This is a genomic window from Anoxybacillus tepidamans PS2 (assembly GCF_000620165.1).
GTDB classification, from domain to species: Bacteria; Bacillota; Bacilli; order Bacillales; family Anoxybacillaceae; genus Anoxybacteroides; species Anoxybacteroides tepidamans_A.
The window spans coordinates 216651-241763 of record NZ_JHVN01000003.1; the positions used below are offsets into that span (position 1 = coordinate 216651).

The following is a 25113-nucleotide window of genomic DNA, read 5'->3' on the forward strand; positions in this document are numbered from 1 at the left end:
CCCCCATTATTTCATTCGTTCCGCCAAACCGCACCACAACCGGTCAACACGGTCACACCATTGTGTCAACTGCTGATAGCACCATCCTGTAACATCGCGCCAATCGCGCTCTTCTTTCGCCATCGGCACGATTCCTTGAGTAATATCACAACCGATCCAAACGACGATGCGTCCCGCTTTTTCGCGTTCCCATTCACGCCATGTTTGAAAAAACGTTTCCCAATGTGTCCGATCGGGCAAGCGGCGGATGAACGCCTCGACTCCTTCGAACACGATAATACGCTCTTGTGATCCATTTGGAGCAAATGGTTCCTGTTCATATCCGTTGCACCAGCGATAAGGAACTCCTTCATTTAGTTTGTAGTAGTGACATGCCCACTTCCGTTTTCCTTGAAAGGCACCTCCGACAATAAAGTGCATCGCTTTCGTTCCCTCCATCGTTCAATCGTCGATTGCAGCATAAACCCGCCGCCAAACGGAACGCGCCACTCCCAAAACGGCCGTTCTTTAGGGGCATACCGCTCCAATATATAACGAATCGGTCCCCCGTGCGTAATGATCACAAGATGAGAAGCATTCGCTTGCCAAGCGAGCTCGATTGTTTTTGTCAACGCCTGCTCGATTCGTTGTTTGAAATCACGGTAATGCTCACCGTTCGGCGGGGCGGCCGCCAACGGCGATTGAAGCCATCGCTGATACTCTCTTACATCTTTCAACTCGGCAAACGTTTTTCCTTCCCAATCGCCAAAATTTATTTCACGCCACTCGCTCATCGGATAAACAGGAAGGGCAGCGCCAAACAATAAATCGCACGTCTGCCGGCAGCGCTGCAAATCGCTTGCAACAATTATATCAGCGCTAGGATACGTACTTCGATCCGTTTCCTGAAGGCGCTTCATTTCTTGTGGAAGAAGCGGTACATCGCTAAAGCCAATATAACGTTTCTCCATGTTTTCCTTTGTCATGCCGTGACGAAGAAATGTAAGAGCCAAATGATGAACCATAGCCACGTCTCCGCTCCTTCCACGAACGCACCTAACATATCACCGGTAATGCCGCCAAACTGTTTTTCGTAAAACACCCGCGCGCCCGAAAAGAAAACAAATGCCATAGCGGCCAAGATGAAAGCAAATAGCGGCCGCAGTAAACTAACTAAAGCCGTTCCCAAAAGCAACGCCGCTATCAGCCAAAAAATATCGTTACGACCAAGATGTTCGCGAAAAGCAGCCGCCATCCCTGTCGGCTTCGCCAAGCGTCCAGAAGCAAGCAACAATGCCATCCATGCGCGCGAAAAAAACGGAACTACTATGAACAGAAGCGATGATATGTGCGCAGAAATCGTTTCGTATAAAAATAGAAACCGAAACGATAAAAGAAACATAATTGATAGCACAGCGAACGCGCCAACGCGCGAATCTTTCATAATTTCAAGTCTGCGCGCCGCATCGCGGTATGAAAAAAATGCATCGCTCACATCCATCCATCCGTCCGCATGCAGTCCCCCCGGCAAAAACACAGACAAAAAAAGGAGCGACAGCGCAACAAAAAATGAAGACACTGGAAGATGCGACAAAACGTAATACACACTAGCCAGCACTCCTCCAAGCAGTACGCCGACGAGCGGAAACGCTCGAACGGACCACCGCGCCGTCTCGCGCTCCCAACTTACTTCCATCCGCAGCGGAACGATAGTCAAAAATTGCAGCGCCAAGACAAACCCGTGCCAAATCGGCCTCATAAAATGTCCACTCCTTTTTTCAAAGTCGGAATGCCATGCTGAACGAGCAGCGCAGACGATGCCATATCAACGATGCGCTGGTGAAGCCGACCGAGCGCCTTCATAAAATGATAAGTCCCGATATCATCCGGTACGCCGCCGGAAAACAATTCATTCGAGACAATAATGAGCGCTTTACACGAAGCGGCGAGCTGTTTGATGGCCGCAAGCATCCGCTCAGCAATTTGCAGGCAATGCTCTTCGCGTTCCCAACCTTCCGTAGCAAACAATTCGTTCGCCAGCCAATTTGTTAAACAATCGAGCAACACAACATCCCGCGCAGCAAATTTCGGCGCCAATTTATGCAAACAAAGCGGCTGCTCCCATGTTTGCCACGAAAGCGATTGGCCGTCCCGCCGCTTTTGATGGTGGACAACGCGCGCTCTCATCTCTTCATCGGTCACTTTCGCCGTAGCAATATAATGAACGACACTTTCAGAAGAGGCAAGCACCTGAACGCATCGTTCGGCAACATCGCTCTTTCCGCTGCGGACACCGCCGCTAATAAATACAATCATGATAGCCACCTTATTAGAAAAGATAACAACTGGTCGTTTTCCTCTTTTGTTTTAACCGCCAAACGTAAATAATCTCCGTTCAGCCCATTAAAATTTTTCGTATGGCGCGGTATCAACCCCTCCCGCAGCAAATCATACAGCAGTTCCTCCGTCGAACGCTCTGGCGCCCGCAATAAATAAAAATTCACTACCGATCTAGAAACATAGTAACCTGCTTCCTGTAAAGCCGCTGTGATCCGGCTTCGTTCGCTAGCGATCATCCGTCTTGTGCGCGCGACAAATTCGTTCAGCGGTAAAAGCCGCATGGCCAACTGTTGCGCCACTTGGCTTGCGCTCCACGGCGGCTGAAAGGCTCTTATTTTCCGAATGATCGCTTCATCGGCAGCGATATATCCAATCCGCACGCCAGCTAAATGATACATCTTTGTTAACGAACGAATCACAATGAGATGAGAAAACAAAGAAATCCATTCAAGAGCGGTAAATGGCTCGTCCCAAAAATGGTAAAATGCCTCGTCAATAACAACAAACGTGCCAGCCCGCTTGGCTGCTTCTAAAAGGGAAAAGAATTTCTCTTTTTTCATCACCGTTCCAGTCGGATTGTTCGGGTGGCACAAAAAGATGACATCCACTTGCTCAATCATCGTCACCAAATCGCTTTGTGCATGCATCCAACCGCGCGCTTCATCAGAAACGATGGACAACACGGTGCACCCGTTAGACTCGCATGCCCGGCGATACTCGGAAAATGTCGGTTCGACGATGCCGACTCGTTTTCCCGAAAAGAGCCGGGCGAGCAAATAAATGCACTCGGAAGCGCCGTTTCCGATGAAAAGTTGCTCCGTTGAAAGCCGCTCCGTACGAGCGAGATAGCTTTTCAATTCAGTTGCGTCCGGATCAGGATACTCTGTAGCCCATTTGTAAAATTCTGCTTGCGTCGGCCATATCGACAGCGGCAGCGGATATGGGTTTGTATTAACGCTAAAATCGATCCATTGCTCCGGGAGCGGAAGGCCGATACTTTTATATAAATAGTGCGGATTAGCTCCATGTGATGGCAATTTCAACAAGCATCCCTCCGATCGAAAGAAGCGCAAAAAAGGCGATCACCGTGCGCAGCATCACATAGACTGCCTGGCGAATGTGTTGCTTTTCTAACTTCACAATGGCATCGCCGATTTTCGGACGGCAAGAAACGACGCCTTGATACGTGTTCACACCGCCGAGTTGCACGCCCAGAAGCGCCGCCATCGCCGCCTCGCCCCAGCCGCTGTTCGGACTCGGATGTTTGCGGGCATCGCGCATTAAGAGGTGCAAACAGCGACGGACATGTCGACTGTTCACAAGCACCATCATCAACGCGGTCAATCGGGCAGGCACATAGTTTAATACATCGTCCAAACGCGCTGAAGCCCAGCCGAAATCGCGATACGCCTCATTTTTATAGCCAAGCATCGAATCGCACGTATTGACCGCGCGATACAAAAGCGCAAGCGGTGCCCCACCGATGAGCGCATAAAAAAGAGGCGCGGTCACTCCATCGCTCGTATTTTCTGCGACCGTCTCAACACAAGCGCGCACAATTTCCGGTTCATCAAGCGTTTCCGTATCCCTGCCGACAATCATGCCGAGCTCCCTTCTCGCCTTCCCCATATCGCCTCGTTCAAGGGGAATGAGTACATTCCATGCCGCTTCCCGTAAGCTTTTGGCGGCGATCGTCGTAAATATGAACACCGCTTCTACTATAACTCCTAATAGATTCGAGATTTGGTAACTGCCCCATACGAGCATAAAACCGATGCTATAGACGGTGCCGAGCACAATGATTATAGCGGCTGCTCCCTTGATCCGCCGATATCGGCCGCGGTTCATTTGGCGATCAACGAAAGCGATCAGCTTCCCCATGCCGCGCACCGGGTGCGGCAACCAACGCGGGTCGCCGATAAGCCAGTCAAGAACGAGGGCAACGGCCATCGCCGTAACGTGGTGCATCATCTGGCTTCCCCCCGTCGCTTCTTATACTTTTGCAGCGCTTCTGCTGTTGCCTCATAGACAAGACGGCCGAGCGCTTTTCCAAGTGGTGTAACTGTCCCGGCGTACTCATACATCGGTCCCGTTTGCGAAGCGGCAATGGCCAGACAATCGGTTGACGTTCCTGTAGCTATCGTGCCTGTTTCTGGATCGACCACACCGGCATCGCATAATGCTTTCGCTTTTGCTTCAGTCGCCGTCATCATCGCCTGCACATATGCCGCTTCGGTGAGCTTCCCTTCAATGAGAACAACAATGTTAATCGTGCCAGCACACCCAATTGCTTCTGTTCGCTTCCAAGCAACAGAGGCATCGACCGCATTCCCAACTCCTGCCGTGACGATTGCAACAAGCGACACGTCCCCCTCTTTTTGGCGCACAATCACTGCATCTTCTAAATAAACCGCCGTCATCATGCCGATTGTTTGATGCACATCGAAAGAGCGGTTCCGCAAATATTGTCTCATCTCTTCTTCTGGATCATCGCAGTCATAATCTTTCGGCACGTGCCGATTAACAAAATGAGTCGCCCATTGGAATCCAGCTCCAACAACAGCGGATGACAGCACTTTCAACGGCCGAGGGGACGCGACAACGATTTGTTCTCGATTGCCCGTAATAGTGAGAGAATCGAGAATATGTTCCTCATTCTCCTGCACAACGTTCGGCACAAAGGTAATAAGCGGTGATGCAACAACCGGATGCGCTTGGCGCCGCACGGATGCGCCAAACACGCTCTTTAACATTTCTTCTTCAATCAAATCGCTCGGCTCACCAATATTTGCGACTTTTCCTTCATGGAGCAAAAGAAGGCGGTCGCAATACATGCTCGCCAAATTGATATCATGAAAAATGGCAATCACCGTTAATTGCTTTTCCTTTGTCCATTGTTTCAGTTGATCAAGCAAAAGAATCTGCTGCGAGATGTCCATATGGTTTGTCGGTTCATCCAACAAAAGCAAACTTGGTTCCTGCACAAGCGCCCGCGCTAAATACACGCGCTGCCGCTCGCCGCCGCTTAAACGGTCGAGCGTTTGTGTCTCTTTGGCTAGCATGCCGACTTGTGCGAGCGCCGCGCTTACCGCCCGTTCGTCGGCATCCGTCCATTTCGCAAATAACCCACGTTGGTGCGCATAACGCCCTAGCTCAACCGTCTCTTTTACTGTATAACCGAATGCGATGTCAACATTTTGCGGCAAAACGGCGATCCATTGCGCCAATTGCTTGGATGAAAGCGAGGCAAGCGACACGCCGTTTAGCGTAATCGCTCCTTCTTGCAGCGGCAGCTCTCTACTTAGCAGCTTTAACAGCGTTGTCTTCCCGCTTCCGTTCGGCCCTAAAATTCCGAAAAACTCCCCTTTTTCCACTTCGAATGCCACTTTTTGCAACACCGTTTTATCATCGTACCGATGCGATATGTCACAAACGTTTAACACTGCTTTCACGTCTTTCTTTTCGTTCTTTTTATAAATAAAAAGGCAAACAGCGGAGCGCCGATAAGCGATGTAATGACACCGATCGGCAGCTCCCGCGGTGAAATGATCGTCCGCGCCGCCAAATCAGCAAGCACTAGAAAAGCGCCGCCATACAAAAGCGACAGCGGCAAAAGAAAACGATGGTTCGGGCCGGTGACAAGCCGGATCATATGCGGAACAACCAAACCGACAAAGCCGATCGTCCCAGAAACAGCAACAGCTGCTCCTGTCAATAGCGAAGCGCTCGTTAAAATGACCAACTTCCGCTTGGCAACATCGACGCCGATGTGCGCCGCCGCCTCTTCGCCAAAAGTAAACGCGTTCAATTCACGGTAGTTCATAAATAGCAACAAACTTCCAACAAGAAAGAACGGAACAATCATCAACGTGTAATTCCAGCCCCGCATCGCGACGCTTCCTAGCAACCACCCGATAATTTGCCGCAACTCCTCGCCCGTCAACGCGATCATAAGCGAAATGAGAGCGCTGAAAAATGAACTAAAAATAATACCCGTTAAAATGATCGTTTCCATCGACATGCGGCGATCCGCCATTTTAGCAAAATATAAAACGAGAAAAAGAGTCGCTAATCCAAAAATGATGCTCGCTGTCGGCAATGTAAACGCACCAAGATATGCCCATTGCCAATGGAAAAATAAAACGAGGACCGCTCCAACCGAAGCGCCGGACGAAACGCCAAGCGTATACGGATCGGCAAGCGGGTTTTTCAACATTCCTTGAAACGCCGCTCCGGCAAGCGACAGCGATGCGCCGACAAAAAAAGCGAGAACGACGCGAGGGAGACGAATCGCCATCACAATTTGTACCAAGTCATCGGGAATCGGATGTGACGGAGAAACCCCGAACCAGTGCGACAAAAAAATTTCGATAATAGTAGAAAAGGGAATCGATAGAGAGCCTATCGATATCCCCAACAGCATGCACATCGCTGCCACGATGGCTGCGAGCGCATAAATCATTGCATTATTTAAAGACTTCCGGATAAATCGTTTTTGCAAGTTCCTCTACCCCTTCAATAAGGCGCGGGCCTGGACGTGTCACTAAATCCGAGTTGACATCGTACACTTGTTTATTTTTAATCGCTGGGACGTTTTTCCACGCAGGACGTGCCATTACTTGCTTTGCTGCGTCTTTGACATAATATCCATACGTCGTAATAATGACATCCGGATTAAAAGAAACGGCTTTTTCTTCGGTGATCATCGGCCAGCCTTGTTGGTCGCCAGCGACGTTTTTCGCGGAAATCGCCTGCAGCATATCATCGATAAATGTGCCTTTTCCGGCTGTGTAAATTTCCGGCGCCGGCGATACTTCCACCCATACTTTTACCGGGTGTTTCACATTTTTCGCTTTTTCTTTAATTTGTTCGAGCTTTGTTTTCATATGATTGATAATTTCATCTGCTTTTTTGGTCGTTCCTGTCGCTTGACCGATTAATTCGATCGAATGGTAGACGTCATCAAACGTTTTCGCGTCGTTGACGACAAGCACTGTAATTCCCGCATCTTTCAATTGCTGCAACCCTTCTTTCGAATTGTGGGCGCTTGATGCGTGAGCAAGCACTAAGTCCGGTTTGAGCGAAATAATTTTTTCAACGTTGAACTCCGTGCCGCCGATTTTTTCTTTATTTTTCACATCTTCTGGGTAGCTGTCAAAATCGCTCACTCCGACAATTTTTTTGCCTAATCCTAACGCATAGGCAATTTCCGTATTACTAGGAATCAACGAAACTATTTTTTTCGGTTCAGATTGGATCGTTACATCTTGTCCCAATCCATCCTTTACAGTCACTGGAAAAGCGGCTTTTGTTTCTTGCTTTGTGTCGGATTCGTTTGTTGTTTTGCTTGCTTCATTGCTGCCGCATGCGGCGATAAGGCCGAACGTCAGCACAAAAACAAGCAGCAGCGCATAGTGCTTCAGCTGTTTCATGTCTATTCTCCTCCTGCATGTAAAATAAAAAAGCTCACTCCGGATGGAATGAGCGGGAAACGACAACATAAGGAAACGATGAGATACAGAAAAGCCCCTTGCCGTTTCGCCACCTCACCCCCCGAAGATAGGAAACATCGCGCAAAAAAGGCAGGTCTACTGACTTATGCTTCATCCTACTCTGAACCTTCCCATGCGGCAAACGGCTTTCGCCATCCGACCGCACAGTGGCTGCTTCATTTCGTCCGCATTTACAGTTGCGGGGACAGTTCTGGACTTGCACCAGATTCCCTATTAAGCCTACTAGAGCCTTGCCCGTTTGGCACCTTTCTGCGCCTGTATGCAATTGTACAAAATAATCAAACAATTGACATCTATAATATTAAATCAGTGAGAAGAGTTTGGCAATAAAAATCTTTATCTCTTTACCTTCAACGATTTTTGAATTTTGACGTGGATGCTGTATACTAGACGAAATAGAAGCGGAAATAGGACCGCTGAAAGCACAAAACTGGCCAGCGAGCCTAGGCTTGGGCTCGCAAACAAATAATAAGCGTTCACCAACAAGTAAAATGAATAAATAGAAAAAGCAAACCAATAGAACAGCGTAAATATTTTACTGCCTTCATCATGCTTTCCAAACATGAGCACAACCCATTTTTTTATGTCACTCACTCGAATGCGTATCACCGTGTTCTTTAGAAAAATAAAAATATTTTTAAAAAAGGGGAATAAATGGTAAAATGAAAGTAAAAGGGGGTGAACGCATGGGCTGGATCTTGCTTATCGGCAGCCTGCTTGTTTTAGGATTTGTAACGGACTGGATCGCCAAAAAACGAAATGTGCAAATCGACCCGCTAAAAGGAAATAGCCGCGCCACCGACAATGAGCGCATCTACACGGAAACATATTTGCATCATCAACGAGAAACAAACAGCCACCCTTATTTATAATATTCAAACAACCCGAACCGCTGGCCGATTCGGGTTGCTTTTATGCGATCAGTTATTAATATAACGTTCAAATACATCGCTAAAATCTTTTACCGTATATTGCTTTTTCGTCTCGACAAGCCAGTTGAACGCTGTTTGCTTCAATTCTTTAAACTGCTCGGCAATGTTCCCCGGATTGCTTGTGATGCGTCCAAACACCGACGTAGCCACGTCCAAGCTTTGCCGTGCGTACTCAAGCGCCGTTTCATTTTCATGGCAAATTTCCGCGATTTTCAGAAGCGCTTTATATAAATCTTTCACTTCTTCAATATGTTTTTTGTGCACATCGATTGAGTAATGCTCTGAACCAATTGTAAATTTAATTTCAACGTCCAAATCGACCGTGCCCGCCGTCTCCAGCGACACGTTGGAGATCGGGTGTTTGTAATAATCGTAGCGGCGCAGCGTCCGCTTTTTGCTTGTCGCGCTCGTTCCGTCTAAATGAATGAGCGCTCGGTTCGTAAAACAATACTCATCCGACTTCGACTTAATCAAAAAATAAATTTTTTCCCCGTCTTCATGCATCACATAATCGTCGGCGTCGACTTTGTCGTAATCCGCCGGCTTAATCACCGCGCCGATGTCGCTTAACCCAAGCACATCCGCTGCCATTTTTCCAAACATCAAATCTCCTCCTTTTCGTTTCTAGGAAAATTATATAATACAATGATAAAAATATCATCCACTATTTCCCAATCAATTAACGACAATGAAATGAACTTCCCCCACCTACACTTCGCTTAGAGATGGGAGACTTCTCGGCGGATTATGTTAAAAACCTCCCATCTAAACAGAAAGAGAAGCGAAATATCCTTCTTTTACAATCGTTCATATTCCGTTCACAAAAATCGATTACAATACACATACAGCCAACACAATGAAAAAGGAGCAGTGAAAACGATGAAAAAACAGATGCAGGAAGAAAAAGCGGATTGGCGCTCGTTCATTGCGATGATCCGGGCGACAAAACCGCCGAAAGTGATCATGACCACAGCTCTCCTTTTAAGCTTGATTTCTTCGCTCGCTAACTTAGCCATCCCAATGTTTACGAAAAAACTAACGGATGGCTTTACGATATCATCGTTAAGCAAAACGACGATCGTCTTGTTAGTCGGTGCCTTTATCGTGCAAACGTTGGCGAGCGGTTTCTCGATTTATTTAATGAATTACACAGGTGAAATGATTGTTTCAAGACTAAGGGAGCAAGTTTGGAAAAAGCTGTTGTCATTGACCGTTTCCTACTATGACCATCATCGCACCGGAGAAACGGCGAGCCGCGTTACGAACGACACTTCTGTCATTAAAGGACTCATTACCGAACATATGGCCAATTTTTTGAACGGCGTCATTTCCATCATCGGCTCGATCGCGCTATTATTGTATTTAGATTGGAAAATGACGCTCGTGATGTTCGTGGTGCTGCCGCTGACAATCAGCGTCATGCGGCCGCTTGGCAGGCAAATGTTCAAAAACGCGAAACGCCTTCAAGATGAAATGGCGCAGTTTACGGCGTTCATCACACAAGTGTTATCGGAAATTCGCCTCGTCAAATTATCAAATGCCGAGCCCAGCGAATACGAAAACGGAAAGCGAGGCATTGCGAATTTATTTCACTACGGGTTGAAAGAGGCAAAGGTGCAAGCAATGATTATGCCATTGATGAGAATTATTATGATGGTGCTGCTCGTCGTCATTCTCGGATTTGGCGGATACCGCGTGTCGACTGGGGCGATGACCGCGGGTGGACTTGTCGCTTATATTTTATACCTGTTCCAAATGGTGATGCCTCTTGCTGCGTTCAGCACGTTTTTTACGCAGCTGCAAAAAGCGATGGGGGCGACGCACCGCATTATCGCGACTCTAAGCGAACAAGAGGAAGACTATGTGTCAGGAAATGAAGTAAAGCGCGCACCAGTGCCGATCCATGTGAAAAACTTGCATTTTTCTTACGGCGAAGAACCTGTTTTGCGGAACTTAAATTTCACTATTGAACCGGGCAAAGTCACCGCGATCGTTGGTCCGAGCGGTTCAGGCAAAACAACGTTTTTCTCGCTTTTGGAACGATATTATGAACCGACAGACGGCATGATCACGTTGGGAAACGAACCGCTCCGTTCGTTTTCGCTCGCTGCATGGCGCCAGCAAATTGGCTACGTGTCGCAGGAAAGCCCGCTCATCGCTGGAACGATTCGCGACAATATTTGCTATGGATTGGAGCGGGATGTAAGCGATGAAGAATTGAAATGGGCCGCCGATATGGCGTACGCTTCGTCGTTCATTGAGGAACTGCCGCAAAAATACGACACAGAAGTCGGGGAGCGCGGCATCAAGCTTTCCGGCGGGCAGCGCCAACGCATCGCAATCGCCCGCGCGCTGTTGCGCAACCCGCGCATTTTATTGTTGGATGAAGCCACCTCCAACCTCGACAGCCAATCGGAAATGGCGGTGCAACAAGCGCTGCAAAACTTAATGAAAGGACGGACGACGATCGTCATTGCCCATCGGTTGTCGACAGTCGTAAACGCCGATCAAATCATTTTTCTCGAAAAAGGGGAGATTACAGGCATCGGCACGCACCAAGAACTATTTGACAACCATCCGCTTTACCGGGAGTTTGCCACCCAGCAATTGCACATAAGTGAAGAAATGCTAAAAAACGTTGTAAAAGGATGAAGAACGATGGCAACTTTATTAATTGTCGATGATGACGATCACATTCGTGAACTTATCAAAATTTTATTAGAAAACGAAGGATTTGAAATATATGAGGCAACAAACGGCGAGCAGGCTCTGGCGCTCTTTGAAACCGTAAAAATCGATCTGGTCATTCTTGATATTATGATGCCCGTGCTCGACGGCTGGGAATTGTGCCGAGAGCTGCGGCGTTTTGCCGAAATCCCAATTTTAATGCTCACCGCCAAAGGGGAAACATCGCAAAAAGTAAAGGGATTTGAACTCGGGGCCGATGATTATTTAGTCAAGCCGTTTGAACCGCTCGAGTTAGCAGCAAGGGTCAAAGCCCTATTGAAGCGCTACGGCATTGCAAATTCGCACAAAGTGCAAGCGGGGAATCTCATGCTCGACCAAAAAACGTATACGATTACGTTTGGCGACTCGATATTCACCATCCCGAAAAAAGAATTCGAGCTTCTCTTTAAGCTCGCCAGCTATCCGGACCGGACATTGTCAAGAGACGAGTTAATCGAGCATATTTGGGGATACGATTACGAAGGTGACGAGCGAACGGTCGATGTTCATATTAAGCGGTTGCGCGAGCGTTTTTCTGAAAAAGAGCACGGCTTTAAAATCGCGACCGTCCGCGGTTTAGGCTACCGCTTAGAGGTGTCGCAATCATGAAAAAGCGTCCTTCGATCTTTCATGTCATATGGCGGATTCTCATTGCATTCTTTTCGCTAACTTGTTGTTGGACGATTGCTTTTTTCTTCATGAATTACTTGTACCGTCATTTTCATTATGTTCCTCCCATTTATGTGCGCGAGCTGATAAATTTTCACATCGGCCTTTTCATGATGGGTGCGGTCATCCAGTTGCTCGCTAAAATCGGGCGTTGGCGCGACAAACAGATGGAATTTTTTCATTTAATGAAAAAATCGATTGAACAGATTACCAACGGCGATTTTAATGTCAAGCTTGAAGCGGTATCTGTCAATTCGCCATTTTATGAACTGGCGGAAAGCATCAATCGAATGGCTCGAGAATTAAATGAAATGGAACAAATGCGCCAAGAATTTGTTTCCAACGTCTCGCACGAGATTCAATCGCCGCTCACTTCGATTATCGGCTTTGCCCATGCGCTGAAAAATGAAAAACTCAGCGCCGAACAGCGCGCCCACTATCTTCACATTATTGAGACAGAAAGCAAACGGCTGTCAAAATTAAGCGACAATCTGTTAAAGTTGACATCGCTTGAATCGGACCATCATCCATACGAGCCGAAGCGATATCGGCTTGATCAGCAATTAAAAAACATCGTGCTCGCTTGTGAGCCGCAATGGCTCGAAAAAGAACTGGAAATGGACATTTCGCTTGAGAAAACGGAAATTACCGCCGACAAAGATTTGCTCGACCAAGTGTGGATGAATTTGCTGCATAATAGCATTAAATTTACGCCGAAATATGGGACAATCTCCATTCAACTTGGCAAAAGCGATTCAAAGGTCCACGTTATTATTTCCGATACCGGCATCGGGATGTCGGAAGAAGAAAAAATGCATATGTTTGAGCGATTTTATAAAGCCGACCGCTCGCGCAACCGCACGGGCGGGGGAAACGGCTTAGGCCTCGCCATTGTGAAAAAAATCGTTTCAATGCACAACGGAGACATCAAAGTAGAAACAGAGAAAGGCAAAGGAACGGCCATTACTGTTTCCATTCCGGCCGGCGAATAGGTTGCTATTCAAGCCGCTTTCACCGTTAGAAAGCGGCTTTGTTCTTTAGTTAGAGAACGCATCCTTTCCATCTCCACAATTTCACCACTTTCCATCGTCGACTACTGTAAGCAATACGCTTCTAGCAGTATGATGCGACTATAGTGAGCAACAAATTTCCTCTATCTAATTTTTCACCGCTCATTTATAATAAGTCATCGGACAAGATTTTTTACAAGGGGCTGATGACACTGTCGGAAAAACAACTCATTCACCCGAACGAGCGGCGCTATTTTTGGCTCGTCACAACGCTTAGTGTGCTCACTTATATCAGCCTAGCCTTTTCTATCGTCGGGCTTATTATTGTGCTTGGCTTAGCCGCGTTATCACTTTTTATGCATGCGCTGATGATTGGAATGATTCGGACTAATGCGGTTCGTTTAAGTAAAGAGCAATTTCCGGATGTTTATGCAAAAGTAGAAGAGCTATGCGACAAAATGGGACTGGCGCGCGTTCCAGACGTATACGTTATGCAGTCGGGCGGTGTGCTGAACGCGTTTGCAACCCGCTTTTTCGGACGAAACATGGTCGTTTTATACTCCGAAATATTTGAGCTCATTGAACAGGACGCACATGACGAACTTGCCTTTGTCATCGCCCACGAGCTGGCCCATATTAAACGCAATCATATCGGTAAATCATTATTTATCTTGCCAGCGATGTGGATTCCCGGACTTGCCGAACTATACTTGCGCGCCTGCGAATATACGTGCGATCGGTTTGGGGCATACTATACGAACAACGAAGCAGGAAAAAACGCTTTAACTCTTTTAGCCATCGGAAAAAGGTTATACAAACGCGTGAACCGCGAAGCATACGTACAGCAAATTCGCGAAGAAAAGGGATTTTTCGTCTGGTTGAGCCAAATTTTATCAACACACCCGCCATTGCCGAAGCGAATCGCTGAAATTGATCGGTTCTTCGCTGGGGAGGCTATAAAACGTTCATGGACTAAAAAGCTGTGCGTTCTAGGTATATTTATGGCGGCTGCTGCGCTCATAGGAGCGAGCGGGTATTATGGCTTAAAAGAACTGTCGCAAACCATTGAGGAAGGAACCGACGGGATATGGGACGAGTCCGCTGATGAAGCATCGAGCGAAACATCGCCGCTCATTCAAGCAGTTGTTGCAAATAATAAAGCGAAAGTGCGTGCGCTGATCGATGCAGGAACTGACATTAATGAAACCGATAATCAAGGCAAAACCGCTCTTCATTGGGCCGCCCAGGATGGCAACATCGCGATCGCGTCGCTGTTGCTCGAAGCGGGTGCTGATATCGAAGCGGCAGATGACGATCTAGCGGTCACGACTCCGCTTATCACCGCTGCCAGTGCAGGACAAGCAGAGATGGTTGCCTTTCTCGCGCACAAAGGCGCCAATATTGAAGCAAAAGATTCAGAAGGCATGACGGCGCTTATGTATGCGGCGATGAACGGGCATGCAAATGCGGTGCAGACGCTGCTTCAGCTCGGAGCAAAGCGAGACAAAGCGGATTATTCCGGCATGACGGCACTTATGTACGCCATAGAGTTCAATCAGCGTAAAATCGCGTCATTACTGAGAGAATAAGGAGGATGCATCATGATTTCAAATCCGGCTGGTTTTTGGCGCAGATTGGCTGCCCACTTGTTAGACTCGATTATTATTGGCATTCCTTTAGCGATCATTAGCTATGTAGCAACAGGATCAATAGAAAATAATGTGATTACATCAATCCTTAGTGTTATTTACTCGATTGCCGTTCCTATTTATTGGTCGGGATACACGATCGGCAAACGAATCATGGGGGTACGCATCGTGAAAGTGAACGGAGAAAAACTCGGCTTCGGCGCGATGTTGTTGCGCACCATCGTAGCGTATATCATTTACTTCATCACATTCGGAATTGCGTTCATTATAAGCGCCATTATGGTTGCGGTCCGTAGCGACAAGCGCGCGATCCATGATTTTATCGCGGGAACGTATGTTACAACAGAAAAACCGTAGTTGTTTAATAAAAAGGTTCGGACTTAAAAGGTCCGAACCTTTTTATTGTTGCCTCACCGGCAACGTAAACGTAAACGTCGTTCCCTCACCGAGCTTGCTATGGACGGTAATGGTCCCTTTATGCGCCTCGATGATGTTTTTCGCAATCGCAAGCCCGAGCCCCGTTCCAGAGCGGCCGCGGGTCCTTGCCTTGTCTGCCTTGTAAAAACGTTCAAATACAAACGGCAAATCCTCTTCGGGAATGCCGGAACCAGAATCTTGCACGTGAACCATTACGCTGTCGCCGCTATGCTCAACAATGACTTTGACGATGCCATGTTCATCCGTATGGCGCAGCGCATTGTCGATCAAGTTGGTCAACACTTGCTCAATCCGGTCAGGATCCATCAACAAATGCACATCCGCGCTGCGAAATTCGGCGGACAAATCGATTTGCTTTTCTTTAGCAAGTCCTTGAAACTTGCGGATAATGCGGTCAATATACGGATAGAGCTGAACGCTTTCATAGCTGAGGGTGATATGCCCCGCTTCCATCCGCGCTAAATCTAACAAATCGTTCACAAGGCGCCCCATTCGCAGCGATTCGTCATAAATCACTTTCGCCATTTCTTTTTTTTCTTCATCCGTCGCTGCAATATCGTCGATAATCGCCTCGCTGTATCCTTGCAGCATCGCAATCGGCGTGCGAAGCTCATGGGACACGTTGGCAACAAAGTCCTTGCGCAGTTTATCGAGGCGGCGCTCCTCCGTCATATCGCGCAAAACGGCTACCGCTCCGCGCACCGCGGTTTGGCTATGAAGCGGCGTCATTAAAATAACCCACGTCCGCCCTTGCAGCGTTAATTCCGCCATCTGCTCTTTTTCTTGCTTCACAACAAGGGCAAACTGCTCCTTCACTTGCGGCGGCAGCGCCGTCATCGCTTCACTTTCATTTCCCTGCTCGAAATACCACGCTTGCAAAAAGCGCTCCGCCGGAGGGTTTGTGATTAAAATTTCCCCGTCACGGTTAAGGGTAATCACTCCGTCCGCCATGCTGCTTAAAATGCCGGCGAGCTGTTCTTTTTCTTGATTGAGGGCATTAATGTTAAACTGCAGGCGCCTTCCCATTTGGTTAAACGCCATCGCCAATTCGCCGATTTCATCGTGCGTTAAAATGGGGACTTTCGTGTCAAACTTCCCGCGCGCTACTTCAAACGCAGCTTGACGCATTTTCCTAAGCGGGGCGGTAATTCGCGTCGATAGGAAAAATGCAAATACAGTCGTTAACACAATCGCAATAAACGCCGCAAGATAAATCAACTTCTTCGTCTGTTCCGTCGTATCTTCGACTGCCTTTAGCGATTGGTACACAAACACCGCACCATGCTTTCCCCCTTCAATCGCAAGCGGTACTCCGACAATCAGCCATTCCTTATAGCGGTCATTTTGCATATTGACATTCGATAAATATGTTTTCTTTTTGACAGACTTTTGTTTTGTGAGTACTTGGCGCAGCTCTTGATCTTTCTCAATGAACGATAGCGGCAAGTTGTCATGATAGGAATGGTCAGGCAAGTACCAATAATGGGTTTGGTCGACCACAATCATCGCTTTTGATGTGTTTCCCACAAGCGTTGAAGCAATAGAACGGGCGAGCGCTTCATCTTCATGTCCCTTCATCACTTCCGATACTCGCACCGCCAGCTGAGTCAACTCTTTTTCCGCTTCCTGCACATAATACGTCTCAAAAAACTTTAATAGCAAAACAGTCAAAATGAACAAAACACAAGAAACGAGAAGCAAAATGGTAAACCATAGCTTCCCGACAACACTTCGCCAAAACCACATCATTCGTTCACAACCTCAAATTTATAGCCGACTCCCCACACAGTCACAATCATTTTCGCTGCTGCTGGCGAAACTTTGTTCAATTTTTCACGTAGTCGTTTGATATGTGTATCAACTGTGCGTAAGTCGCCAAAAAATTCGTAATGCCATACCTCTTTTAACAGCTGCTCGCGGTCAAATACTTTATCAGGCGATTTAGCTAAAAACAAGAGTAGTTCGTATTCTTTCGGCGTCAACCCTACTTCCTTCCCATCGGCGGTCACGCGATGAGCGTCATTATCAATGGTTAAATGAGGAAACACGAGCACGTCTTTCGTCGTCGTATCCGCCTGGATGTATGCCGTATTCGTCGCGCGCCGCAGCAGCGCTTTGACCCGCAGCACCACTTCGCGCGGGCTGAACGGCTTGACAATATAATCGTCCGTCCCCGCTTCAAATCCTTGCACGCGGTTCGCTTCCTCACCTTTAGCGGTCAACATAATGATAGGTGTGGCTTTCTTTTCGCGAATCTCCTTGCACACCTCAACGCCATCTTTGCCTGGAAGCATTAAATCAAGCAAAATCAAATCGTAATCATGCTCAAGCGCTTTTTTCAGCGCATCCTCTCCATTATCAGACTCCTCGATGATATATTCCTCCCGTTCTAAATACATTTTCAATAAACGGCGAATCCGTTCCTCATCATCAACAACTAAAATTTTCACCTGTTTATCCATATGAACATCCTCCCTTGCTCACTATTTTACAAAAACAGCGCTATTTTATCTATATTCCCCCGAAGCAAACATAAAAAACGAACTAGTTAAAAAGGGGACATCTCCTAAGAGACACCCCCCTTCTTGTTACGATCCCGCATAAGAGTGCAGCCCGGCAAGCACAAGGTTCACCGCGACAAGATTAAACATAATGATCGCAAAACCGATAACCGCAAGCCAAGCCGATTTCTCCCCATGCCATCCTTTCGACAAACGAAGATGCAAAAACGCTGCATAAAACAGCCACGTAATCAGTGCCCATACTTCTTTCGGATCCCAGCCCCAGAAACGTGTCCATGCAATTTGCGCCCAAATCATCGCAAAAATGAGCGCCCCGAGCGTAAACACCGGAAATCCGATGGCCACTGCGCGATAACTAATTTCGTCAGTTAAATCCAAGTTAACGTTTTTCACAAGCGGCTGCAAAGCGGCTGCCACCCGCTTTCGCAAGATCAGACGAAGCAGCAAATAAAGCACAATCCCGCCAAAGAGCGACCAAATGACGGTATTCAGCTTTTTCGCATTAATGAGCGCCGGCATTTCTACAAGCGGCTCAAAGCGGCCCGCGCTTTCTTTTTCCATCTTCCATTGATGCGGCCCGACAAGCGCCGGCATGTCGTAAATCGCTTCTTTTTTGGCTCCGGTCTTATCGACCCAAGTAAATTTCGCTTCATAATCAGCCGCGCTAAACGCGCTCGATACAGCGACAAAACCTAAAGTTGTAATCAAGCAAAATAGCACGAACTCCAGCCAAAATGTGCGCTTGCTTGGTTTCGATTGATCGACGACACGAATCAAATAAATAAGTCCTGCTGCGAAGCTGACAGCCAAAATCGCCTCCCCGGCTGCCGCCGTCGTTACGTGGATGTGCAGCCAGTCGCTTTGCAACGCCGGAATAAGCGGTGTAATCTCGCGCGGAAACATGCTCGCATACGCGATGACCAAGAGCGCGACCGGCAACGTGAACACGCCGAGAATGCTTGTCCGATAAATAAAGTAAATAACGATGAAAGCAGCCACAAGCATCATCCCGAAAAACGTTGTAAACTCGAACAGATTGCTGACTGGCGCGTGTCCCGCAGCGATCCATCTTGTAATAAAATATCCTAATTGCGACACAAACCCTGCGATCGTAATAATAATTCCGATCGTCGCCCAGCGGCTTGTCTGCGATCGATCCCTTTTATCGCGTATCGTTCCGCCAAAAAAGAAGGTTCCGATTAAGTATAGAACGAACGCGATATAGAGCAATGTACTACTGAGTTGCGCCATGCCCATTTCCCCCTTGCACTTCTTTCTTTTCAGCTTCCGTCTGATCGATTGGCATCATAAGCCCTGTTCCCGCAATGACGGTTTGAATTTCGTTTTTCAATCCGTACCAGTTTTTGTTCGTATGGGCGGCAAGCAATACTTCCCCATCCAACCGCTTCAGCCAAATGCGGCGGTGGTTCCAGTACATTCCTTGAACGACGCCGATCATAAAAATTGCTCCGCCAACTCCTAAAATCCATAGCGTAAAGTCACGGCGCACCGTTAAAGCGGATACATTTCTCGTATCAATGCCTGCAAACGCCATTTTATATTTGTTGTTGCCAAATGGCTCAATCGTCTGGCGGATCGCTACAAAACTCACTTCTCCCTTTGGCTTGTCCGGTGCGTACATCTTAAAAACAAACGCCGGATTGTTTGGGATTTTTGTCTTAGTCGCCGGATTGCCATCGTCATCAAAATAAAAATCAGGAAAATAGCTGAGCAGCTCCACGCGGTATCCTTTGCCTAAATCATACGAAGGAGCTGGGTCGTGCAAATCGATCGTCACGGCCCCGAACGACTGCCCTGTGTTTTTGTCGATGAGCTGGAACGACATTTTATTTAGCTCGTTCAGCTTAAAATCTACTTGATATAGCGCGTAATGATCATATTTTAGCGGATCGTTGACACGAATCTTATATTCTTTTACTTTTTTGAGCTTCGGTTCTTCCCCAGGAATCACCGGACCAACTCGCTTGTATAAAACGGCGGTTGTTTGATACTTTTTGGCAACCGCACCGTTTCCAGCGCGGTCGATGGCGGCATTGAACACCGGATTATCTTTTCCTTTTTGATACGTTTCAAAGACGAATTTTTCGTTTTTCAAAAAGTATTGACCGTTTGTTCCCGGAATTTCTTTCGTTTCGCCTTCGCGAATCCATAGCACTTTATCGACATACATGCCCGGTACAAAACGAAGCATGGCCCCAATTAAAAAAATGATGAGTCCAATATGGTTGACGTACGGGCCCCACCGCGAAAAGCGGCCTTTTTCCGCCAAAATGTTACCGTTTTCCTCCCTGATGCGATAGCGGCGCTTCGCGAGACGATCTTTCACCGCTTCAAAAGCATGCTCATCGCTTATTTTGGTCGAGCTAAACAGCCGCTGGCGACGCAAAAATGCTTCATGGCGCGTCACTCCTTGATTATTTAACGCACGGTACAGCGGGATGAACCGGTCCAAACTGCAAATGACAAGTGAAACGCCGATCGATGCTAATAGCAGCACATACCACCATGAGCCGTACAAATTGTCAAAGCCCAGCTGATAATATAGCTTTCCTGCCCAACCGTATTGATCTTCGTAATACTGAGCTGGCGTCACATTCGGCGGCAAGTACATTTTTTGCGGAAAAATCGTTCCAATGGCCGATGCAACTAGAGTAATAACGATGAGCCATACGCCCACTTTGACTGACGAAAAAAAGTTCCATATTTTATCTATGATTGTTTTGTTGTACGTTTGCGAACGACGGGCGCTTCCTTCGTAGCGCATGTCCAATAAAGGTTTGGAAACATTATCCAACGGCTTTCCGCATGATTCACAAAAAACGGTGCCGTATGGATTCACGTGACCACACTCGCATTTTACTTGTTCCATCTTAAAAACTCCCTACGGTTTAATGCTTTCCATGTATTGTTTTACATTTTCTTCCGTCATCGTGCCGGTAATAATTTTTTTAATTTTTCCGTTTTTGTCGATAAGAAACGTGGTCGGCAATGGATCAATCTCATACGCATTCATGACTTGGTCCTCGCGGTCAATGACGACCGGAAACGTCAGTCCGAAACGATCGACAAATTTTTGCACGCTTAATTTCGGTTCTCCGACATTCACCGCAAGCACTTCTACGCCTTGTTTTTTATACTGTTCATACTGCCTGCTGATAAACGGCATTTCCCTTTCACATGGCTTGCACCATGTTCCCCAAAAGTTCAAAAAGACACCTTTGCCGCGATAATCAGACAGCCGATGCGACTTCCCGTGCAAATCGGTCAGCACAAAATCCGGAGCGTCCGCACCGACTTTAACTTCAGCTTTTTCCATAAAAAAATTAGAGTAAATCGTGTATGCAACTGCGCCTAAAAGTAGCAATAAAATAACAGTTCGCATAACAAGTCGCTGCTTTTTCATCGTCCTTACTCTCCCGAAACAAAGATATACCATTTACCATTATAACAATATTCGCTATATTCATAATGAAAATAATATGAATGTTATGTGACAAATGAAAATAGATTTCGTTTATTTGCGGATGCCGTTCCCTGACAATGCCAGCGCGCGAAGCTGTTTCACTTCGTGCGGCGTTAGCTCCCGATAATCGCCAGGATGCAACCCTTTTAAATCTAAAAATGCATAGCGTTCGCGCTTTAGCTTCATCACTTGGCAGCCGATCGCTTCAAACATGCGGCGCACTTGGCGGTTGCGCCCTTCATGGATGCGAATTTCTACCACAGCGGTTTTCTTTCGCTTATCTAGCGACAGCATTTTCACTTTTGCCGGCGCTGTGATGCCATCATCTAGCATAATTCCTTTCTCAAGCTGTTTGAGCTGCTCTCTTGCCGGGATGCCTTTCACTTTTGCGATATATACTTTTTCAATTTCATAACGCGGATGCATGAGAAGATTCGCAAACTCCCCGTCATTTGTCAACAGCAGCAAGCCTGACGTATCATAGTCAAGGCGGCCGATCGGATAAATCCGCTTATCAAGGTCTTTAAAAAAATCGGTCACCACTTTTCGCCCTTTATCATCCTTCACGCTTGAAATTACGCCGCGCGGTTTATATAGAAGATAATAGACTGGCTCTTCTCGCTCTACTGGAATTCCTTCCACTTCGATTTTATCTTGCGGACCGACTTTGACTCCAAGCTCGGTCACCACTTTTCCATTCACTTTTACTTTTCCTTGCACAATGAGCTCTTCCGCTTTTCGCCGCGATACGATGCCAGCGTGGGCGATCACCTTTTGCAGTCGTTCCATCATCTTCACCTCTTCAATCATCTTACTCTTTTCGACAAAAAGATACAAGCATACCATCATATTTTTATCATACCCTCTCTTTTGGCGACAAATAAAAAGCAGCCGAATCAATCGGCTGCGTTATCTGCCAAATACGAATAGTACGATGAAAAAAGAGACGATAAAGCTTAATATATCCGCCAAAATCCCTACTTTTAAGGCATCGCCCATCTTTTTCACACCCACGGCCCCGAAGTAGACCGTCAGCACATATAATGTCGTTTCCGTGCTCCCTTGGATGGTCGAAGCAAGCCTGCCAATAAAAGAATCTGGACCGTATGTCGCTATTAAATCCGTCGTCATCCCTAGCGCGGCCGTTCCGGAAATGGTGCGGATCATCGCCAGCGGCACGACTTCTGCCGGCAGTCCGATCGCTTCAGCAAGCGGCTTGATAAACCTCATCATATAGTCAAGCGCTCCGGATGCGCGAAAAATAGAAATGGATACAAGCATGCCGACTAAATAAGGGATCAACGAAAAAGCAATTTGAATTCCCTCTTTTCCGCCCTCAACAAACGATTCGTACGTCGGCACCTTTTTCCAAGTCCCATATAAAAGAATAAAAGCGATCGTCGCCGGAATCAGCCAAAGAGAAATGAGTTGAACGATCCCCATCATCTCTTGCCACCTCGCGCTCGTTTCCAATAATAATAACGGTCAATTAAGATGGCGCCGATTGTGGAAATGGTCGAAGCGACGAGAGTCGTTCCGATAATTTCACCAGGCGAAGCGGAGTGATAGGTCATGCGAATCGAGATGACCGTTGCCGGAATGAGCGTGATGCCGGACGTGTTCATGGCTAAAAAGGTGACCATCGAGCGGCTTGCCGTGTCCCGATAGCCGTTTAGCTTCTTTAATTCTTCCATCGCTTTAATTCCCATCGGCGTTGCCGCATTGCCAAGACCGAACATATTGGCGATCATGTTGGAAACAATATACCCCATCGCCGGATGATTCGGCGGCACTTCCGGAAACAGGCGGCGCACGAGCGGCTTGCACAAATGGGACAATTTAGCAAGCAGCCCCGCATCCTCGGCAATCTTCGTCAAACCAAGCCAAAAAACTAAAATGCTAATCATGCCGATACTGATTGTAACAGCTTCTTTTGCCCCTTTAAATACCGCTTCGTTCACTTCATTCATCGTGCCGTTAAACATCGCAAAACAAATTCCAATAAGCGCCATTATCGCCCATATAAGATTAACCATGGTCGGCCACACCTAAAAAGAGAAATAATTTCCAAATCGATGAGCCCGTTTCTTCATGATGCCAAGCTTTCTTATACAACAGCGGGACTTCATCGACGGCTTCATCTCCTAAATATAGCACCGCCTTCCCTACTACTTTCGGGATGAGACGACGTTCCTCTTTCCACTCTTTTTTCGGTTTTATAAGCTGGATGCGAAGGCGCAGCTGTCCTATTTCATCTTCCGTTACTGGATACGATAAATCGCGGCTTGCTGCGATTTTATTTCTATAAAACTTGTCTTTTATTTTTTTTCCGATGCGCTGATCGTCTACTTTGGCTATCACATAATTGCTGAATCCATATTCATACATGGCAATATGGTCGTTCCAGTCATCCGGAGCATTGAGCGTCACCGCAATTAAATTTAGGCCATCCTTCGAAGCCGATGTCACGAGCGTCCGCTTCGCCCGTTTCGTATATCCTGTTTTCCCTCCAGTGCAATATTCATAAAGATTCGTCAGCAATTTATTTTTGTTGCGCCATATGCGATCCCATTCTTCCCCCGGGTTGGGCGCGCGGTATACTTTCGTGCCGGAAATCTTTCGAAACTCTTTATTGCGCATCGCATACCGCATTAATAATGCCATATCATAAGCGGTCGAGTAGTGGTTTTCGGCATCATCTAAGCCGTGCGGGTTCGCAAAATGCGTATCTCTCATCCCGATTTCTGCCGCTTTTTGATTCATTAAAAAGACAAAGCCTTCGACGCTCCCCCCGACATGTTCAGCAATTGCGACCGCGGCATCGTTGCCTGAACGAAGCATCAAACCGTAGACGAGATCGCGAAGTTTGATCTTCTCTCCTTCTTTCAAATAAATCGATGAGCCCTCGGTGCGAACAGCGCGCGCACTCACGGTTACCATATCATTCATTTTTCCTGATTCAATCGCAATAATAGCTGTCATGATTTTAGTAATACTGGCGATGCGCCGCTTCGTATGGGCGGCCTTCTCAAACAACACCCTTCCCGATGTTTGCTCCATCAAAATGGCGCTTTGCGCGCTAACACCTTGTGCCTCCGCTTTTTTCGGAATACATGAAAAAATCATCATAAGTGCTATGATGAAAGCGCTCCACCGTTTCTTTTGCTCCATGTAATCCCATCCCTTTTGCCGTTTTGTACAAGTGTATGCACTAAATAAAGGGATATGCTTGAAAATGTACAAGATGTACCTCTCCGGCTTACACGTTGTTTGGAAGGAGGAAACTTCTCGGTAAATACGTTAAAAACGGGAAAGAAGTCAATTCCTCCCCGTCTCCTCATGAACCTCTCCCACCTACATTTCATTTAGGGGTGGGAGTTTCTTACCACTCGATCGAAGAAGCTTCAGTACAGAAGAAGGCGGTCTTCTTCGGCTCGATAGGAGTATCGGAAGTCTTCTCGACCGATTCAGTAAGCAACATCGGTAGGTCACCGATGGGGCGGTCCCACCCATCTACTACTTCTTGCTTAGGCAATCCGTAGATACGTAAGCGTCGTTGGCACATCCCAAGGAGCGATCTCTTGATAGAGTGCCTTGCTCAAAATGTTGCGGGCGCCATGAATGTCCCGATGGGCTTCATATCCGCAAGAACAAGCAAAGATTCGTTGGGAACCTTTTCGTCTTTTTTGGCAGACAGGACATGTCTGACTAGTATAAGACTCATCGATTTCTTTCAAACGAATACCTTGTTGGGCTAATTTATAAGCGAGATATTGCTTGACTTTCCCGAAGGACCAATTCGAGAGTTTTTGTGCTTGCTTCCGGTGGACTTTCTTTTTCTTTCTCGTGT

At 47.2% G+C, this 25113-nt stretch carries 27 protein-coding genes and 1 riboswitch; of the genes, 6 read left to right on the plus strand and 21 right to left on the minus strand.

Features of this window, described 5'->3' with window-relative positions; genetic code table 11:
- Positions 1-6: 6 nt before the first annotated feature.
- The 10 genes from N667_RS0105525 to N667_RS0105570 all read right to left on the minus strand — a co-directional run bounded on the left by N667_RS0105525 (position 7) and on the right by N667_RS0105570 (position 8426).
- Entirely contained in the window at positions 7-420 is a 414-nt protein-coding gene (locus N667_RS0105525) for a bifunctional adenosylcobinamide kinase/adenosylcobinamide-phosphate guanylyltransferase (RefSeq protein WP_027408639.1), read from the minus strand.
- Positions 354-1004: a histidine phosphatase family protein gene (locus tag N667_RS0105530; protein WP_027408640.1), complete on the minus strand. Its 651-nt coding sequence runs from the start codon at positions 1002-1004 to the stop codon at positions 354-356. Before N667_RS0105530 ends, N667_RS0105525 begins: the two co-directional genes overlap by 67 nt.
- On the minus strand, positions 962-1738 hold the full coding sequence (cobS, locus tag N667_RS0105535; protein WP_027408641.1) for an adenosylcobinamide-GDP ribazoletransferase: 777 nt from the start codon (positions 1736-1738) through the stop codon (positions 962-964). Before cobS ends, N667_RS0105530 begins: the two co-directional genes overlap by 43 nt.
- A complete protein-coding gene (locus N667_RS0105540) occupies positions 1735-2295 on the minus strand; it encodes a bifunctional adenosylcobinamide kinase/adenosylcobinamide-phosphate guanylyltransferase (protein ID WP_027408642.1) in 561 nt (186 codons plus the stop codon). Before N667_RS0105540 ends, cobS begins: the two co-directional genes overlap by 4 nt.
- Complete coding sequence (gene cobD, locus N667_RS0105545; protein ID WP_027408643.1) at positions 2292-3362, minus strand: threonine-phosphate decarboxylase CobD; 1071 nt, start codon at positions 3360-3362, stop codon at positions 2292-2294. The genes N667_RS0105540 and cobD overlap by 4 nt, the downstream gene beginning before the upstream one ends.
- Positions 3337-4287, minus strand: a complete 951-nt coding sequence (gene cbiB / locus N667_RS0105550) for an adenosylcobinamide-phosphate synthase CbiB (protein ID WP_027408644.1) — start codon at positions 4285-4287, stop codon at positions 3337-3339. The genes cobD and cbiB overlap by 26 nt, the downstream gene beginning before the upstream one ends.
- Positions 4287-5762: an adenosylcobinamide amidohydrolase gene (locus N667_RS0105555; RefSeq protein ID WP_027408645.1), complete on the minus strand. Its 1476-nt coding sequence runs from the start codon at positions 5760-5762 to the stop codon at positions 4287-4289. Before N667_RS0105555 ends, cbiB begins: the two co-directional genes overlap by 1 nt.
- 5 nt (positions 5763-5767) lie before the next feature.
- The gene (locus tag N667_RS0105560; RefSeq protein WP_027408646.1) at positions 5768-6820 is read right to left on the minus strand and encodes a FecCD family ABC transporter permease; all 1053 of its coding nucleotides are present in this window, start codon (positions 6818-6820) and stop codon (positions 5768-5770) included.
- Positions 6786-7751, minus strand: coding sequence for an ABC transporter substrate-binding protein (locus N667_RS0105565; protein WP_027408647.1), 966 nt, complete (start codon positions 7749-7751; stop codon positions 6786-6788). Before N667_RS0105565 ends, N667_RS0105560 begins: the two co-directional genes overlap by 35 nt.
- A gap of 131 nt (positions 7752-7882) precedes the next feature.
- Positions 7883-8096, minus strand: a riboswitch (cobalamin riboswitch).
- 72 nt (positions 8097-8168) lie between these two features.
- On the minus strand, positions 8169-8426 hold the full coding sequence (locus N667_RS0105570; protein WP_035098093.1) for a hypothetical protein: 258 nt from the start codon (positions 8424-8426) through the stop codon (positions 8169-8171).
- 92 nt (positions 8427-8518) lie between these two features.
- On the opposite strand from N667_RS0105570, the gene N667_RS0105575 reads away from it, so the two are divergent.
- Positions 8519-8704: a hypothetical protein gene (locus tag N667_RS0105575; RefSeq protein WP_027408649.1), complete on the plus strand. Its 186-nt coding sequence runs from the start codon at positions 8519-8521 to the stop codon at positions 8702-8704.
- A gap of 48 nt (positions 8705-8752) precedes the next feature.
- Here the strand turns inward: N667_RS0105575 and N667_RS0105580 are convergent, their stop codons facing one another.
- On the minus strand, positions 8753-9367 hold the full coding sequence (locus N667_RS0105580) for a PH domain-containing protein (protein ID WP_027408650.1): 615 nt from the start codon (positions 9365-9367) through the stop codon (positions 8753-8755).
- A 276-nt stretch (positions 9368-9643) separates the two neighbouring features.
- Here N667_RS0105580 and N667_RS0105590 point away from each other — a divergent pair, with 276 nt between their 5' ends.
- From N667_RS0105590 to N667_RS0105610, 5 genes are all read left to right on the plus strand, one after another.
- A complete protein-coding gene (locus N667_RS0105590; RefSeq protein WP_027408651.1) occupies positions 9644-11416 on the plus strand; it encodes an ABC transporter ATP-binding protein in 1773 nt (590 codons plus the stop codon).
- Positions 11417-11422: 6 nt separating this feature from the next.
- Positions 11423-12100 (plus strand): response regulator transcription factor, encoded by a 678-nt coding sequence (locus N667_RS0105595; RefSeq protein ID WP_027408652.1) that lies wholly within the window; start codon positions 11423-11425, stop codon positions 12098-12100.
- A complete protein-coding gene (locus N667_RS0105600; protein WP_027408653.1) occupies positions 12097-13152 on the plus strand; it encodes a sensor histidine kinase in 1056 nt (351 codons plus the stop codon). The genes N667_RS0105595 and N667_RS0105600 overlap by 4 nt, the downstream gene beginning before the upstream one ends.
- Before the next feature lie 224 nt (positions 13153-13376).
- The gene (locus N667_RS18315; RefSeq protein ID WP_035098096.1) at positions 13377-14759 is read left to right on the plus strand and encodes a M48 family metallopeptidase; all 1383 of its coding nucleotides are present in this window, start codon (positions 13377-13379) and stop codon (positions 14757-14759) included.
- A gap of 12 nt (positions 14760-14771) precedes the next feature.
- The gene (locus N667_RS0105610) at positions 14772-15176 is read left to right on the plus strand and encodes an RDD family protein (protein WP_035098099.1); all 405 of its coding nucleotides are present in this window, start codon (positions 14772-14774) and stop codon (positions 15174-15176) included.
- Positions 15177-15218: 42 nt separating this feature from the next.
- On the opposite strand, the gene N667_RS0105615 is transcribed toward N667_RS0105610, so the two are convergent.
- The 10 genes from N667_RS0105615 to N667_RS0105660 all read right to left on the minus strand — a co-directional run.
- Positions 15219-17003 (minus strand): ATP-binding protein, encoded by a 1785-nt coding sequence (locus tag N667_RS0105615; RefSeq protein WP_027408655.1) that lies wholly within the window; start codon positions 17001-17003, stop codon positions 15219-15221.
- Positions 17003-17719, minus strand: a complete 717-nt coding sequence (locus N667_RS0105620) for a response regulator transcription factor (protein WP_027408656.1) — start codon at positions 17717-17719, stop codon at positions 17003-17005. Before N667_RS0105620 ends, N667_RS0105615 begins: the two co-directional genes overlap by 1 nt.
- 126 nt (positions 17720-17845) lie before the next feature.
- Entirely contained in the window at positions 17846-19030 is a 1185-nt protein-coding gene (gene ccsB / locus N667_RS0105625; RefSeq protein ID WP_027408657.1) for a c-type cytochrome biogenesis protein CcsB, read from the minus strand.
- On the minus strand, positions 19014-20669 hold the full coding sequence (locus N667_RS0105630) for a cytochrome c biogenesis protein ResB (protein WP_027408658.1): 1656 nt from the start codon (positions 20667-20669) through the stop codon (positions 19014-19016). The genes ccsB and N667_RS0105630 overlap by 17 nt, the downstream gene beginning before the upstream one ends.
- Positions 20670-20681: 12 nt before the next feature.
- On the minus strand, positions 20682-21203 hold the full coding sequence (resA, locus tag N667_RS0105635) for a thiol-disulfide oxidoreductase ResA (RefSeq protein ID WP_027408659.1): 522 nt from the start codon (positions 21201-21203) through the stop codon (positions 20682-20684).
- A 111-nt stretch (positions 21204-21314) separates the two neighbouring features.
- Positions 21315-22052, minus strand: a complete 738-nt coding sequence (gene rluB / locus N667_RS0105640; RefSeq protein WP_027408660.1) for a 23S rRNA pseudouridine(2605) synthase RluB — start codon at positions 22050-22052, stop codon at positions 21315-21317.
- 120 nt (positions 22053-22172) lie between these two features.
- Complete coding sequence (locus N667_RS0105645) at positions 22173-22706, minus strand: spore maturation protein (protein ID WP_027408661.1); 534 nt, start codon at positions 22704-22706, stop codon at positions 22173-22175.
- The gene (locus N667_RS0105650; protein ID WP_027408662.1) at positions 22706-23299 is read right to left on the minus strand and encodes a nucleoside recognition domain-containing protein; all 594 of its coding nucleotides are present in this window, start codon (positions 23297-23299) and stop codon (positions 22706-22708) included. Before N667_RS0105650 ends, N667_RS0105645 begins: the two co-directional genes overlap by 1 nt.
- Positions 23292-24434 (minus strand): D-alanyl-D-alanine carboxypeptidase family protein, encoded by a 1143-nt coding sequence (locus N667_RS0105655; protein WP_027408663.1) that lies wholly within the window; start codon positions 24432-24434, stop codon positions 23292-23294. The genes N667_RS0105650 and N667_RS0105655 overlap by 8 nt, the downstream gene beginning before the upstream one ends.
- A gap of 356 nt (positions 24435-24790) precedes the next feature.
- The coding region (locus tag N667_RS0105660) for a zinc ribbon domain-containing protein (protein WP_027408664.1) at positions 24791-25113 on the minus strand (323 nt) is incomplete at its 5' end.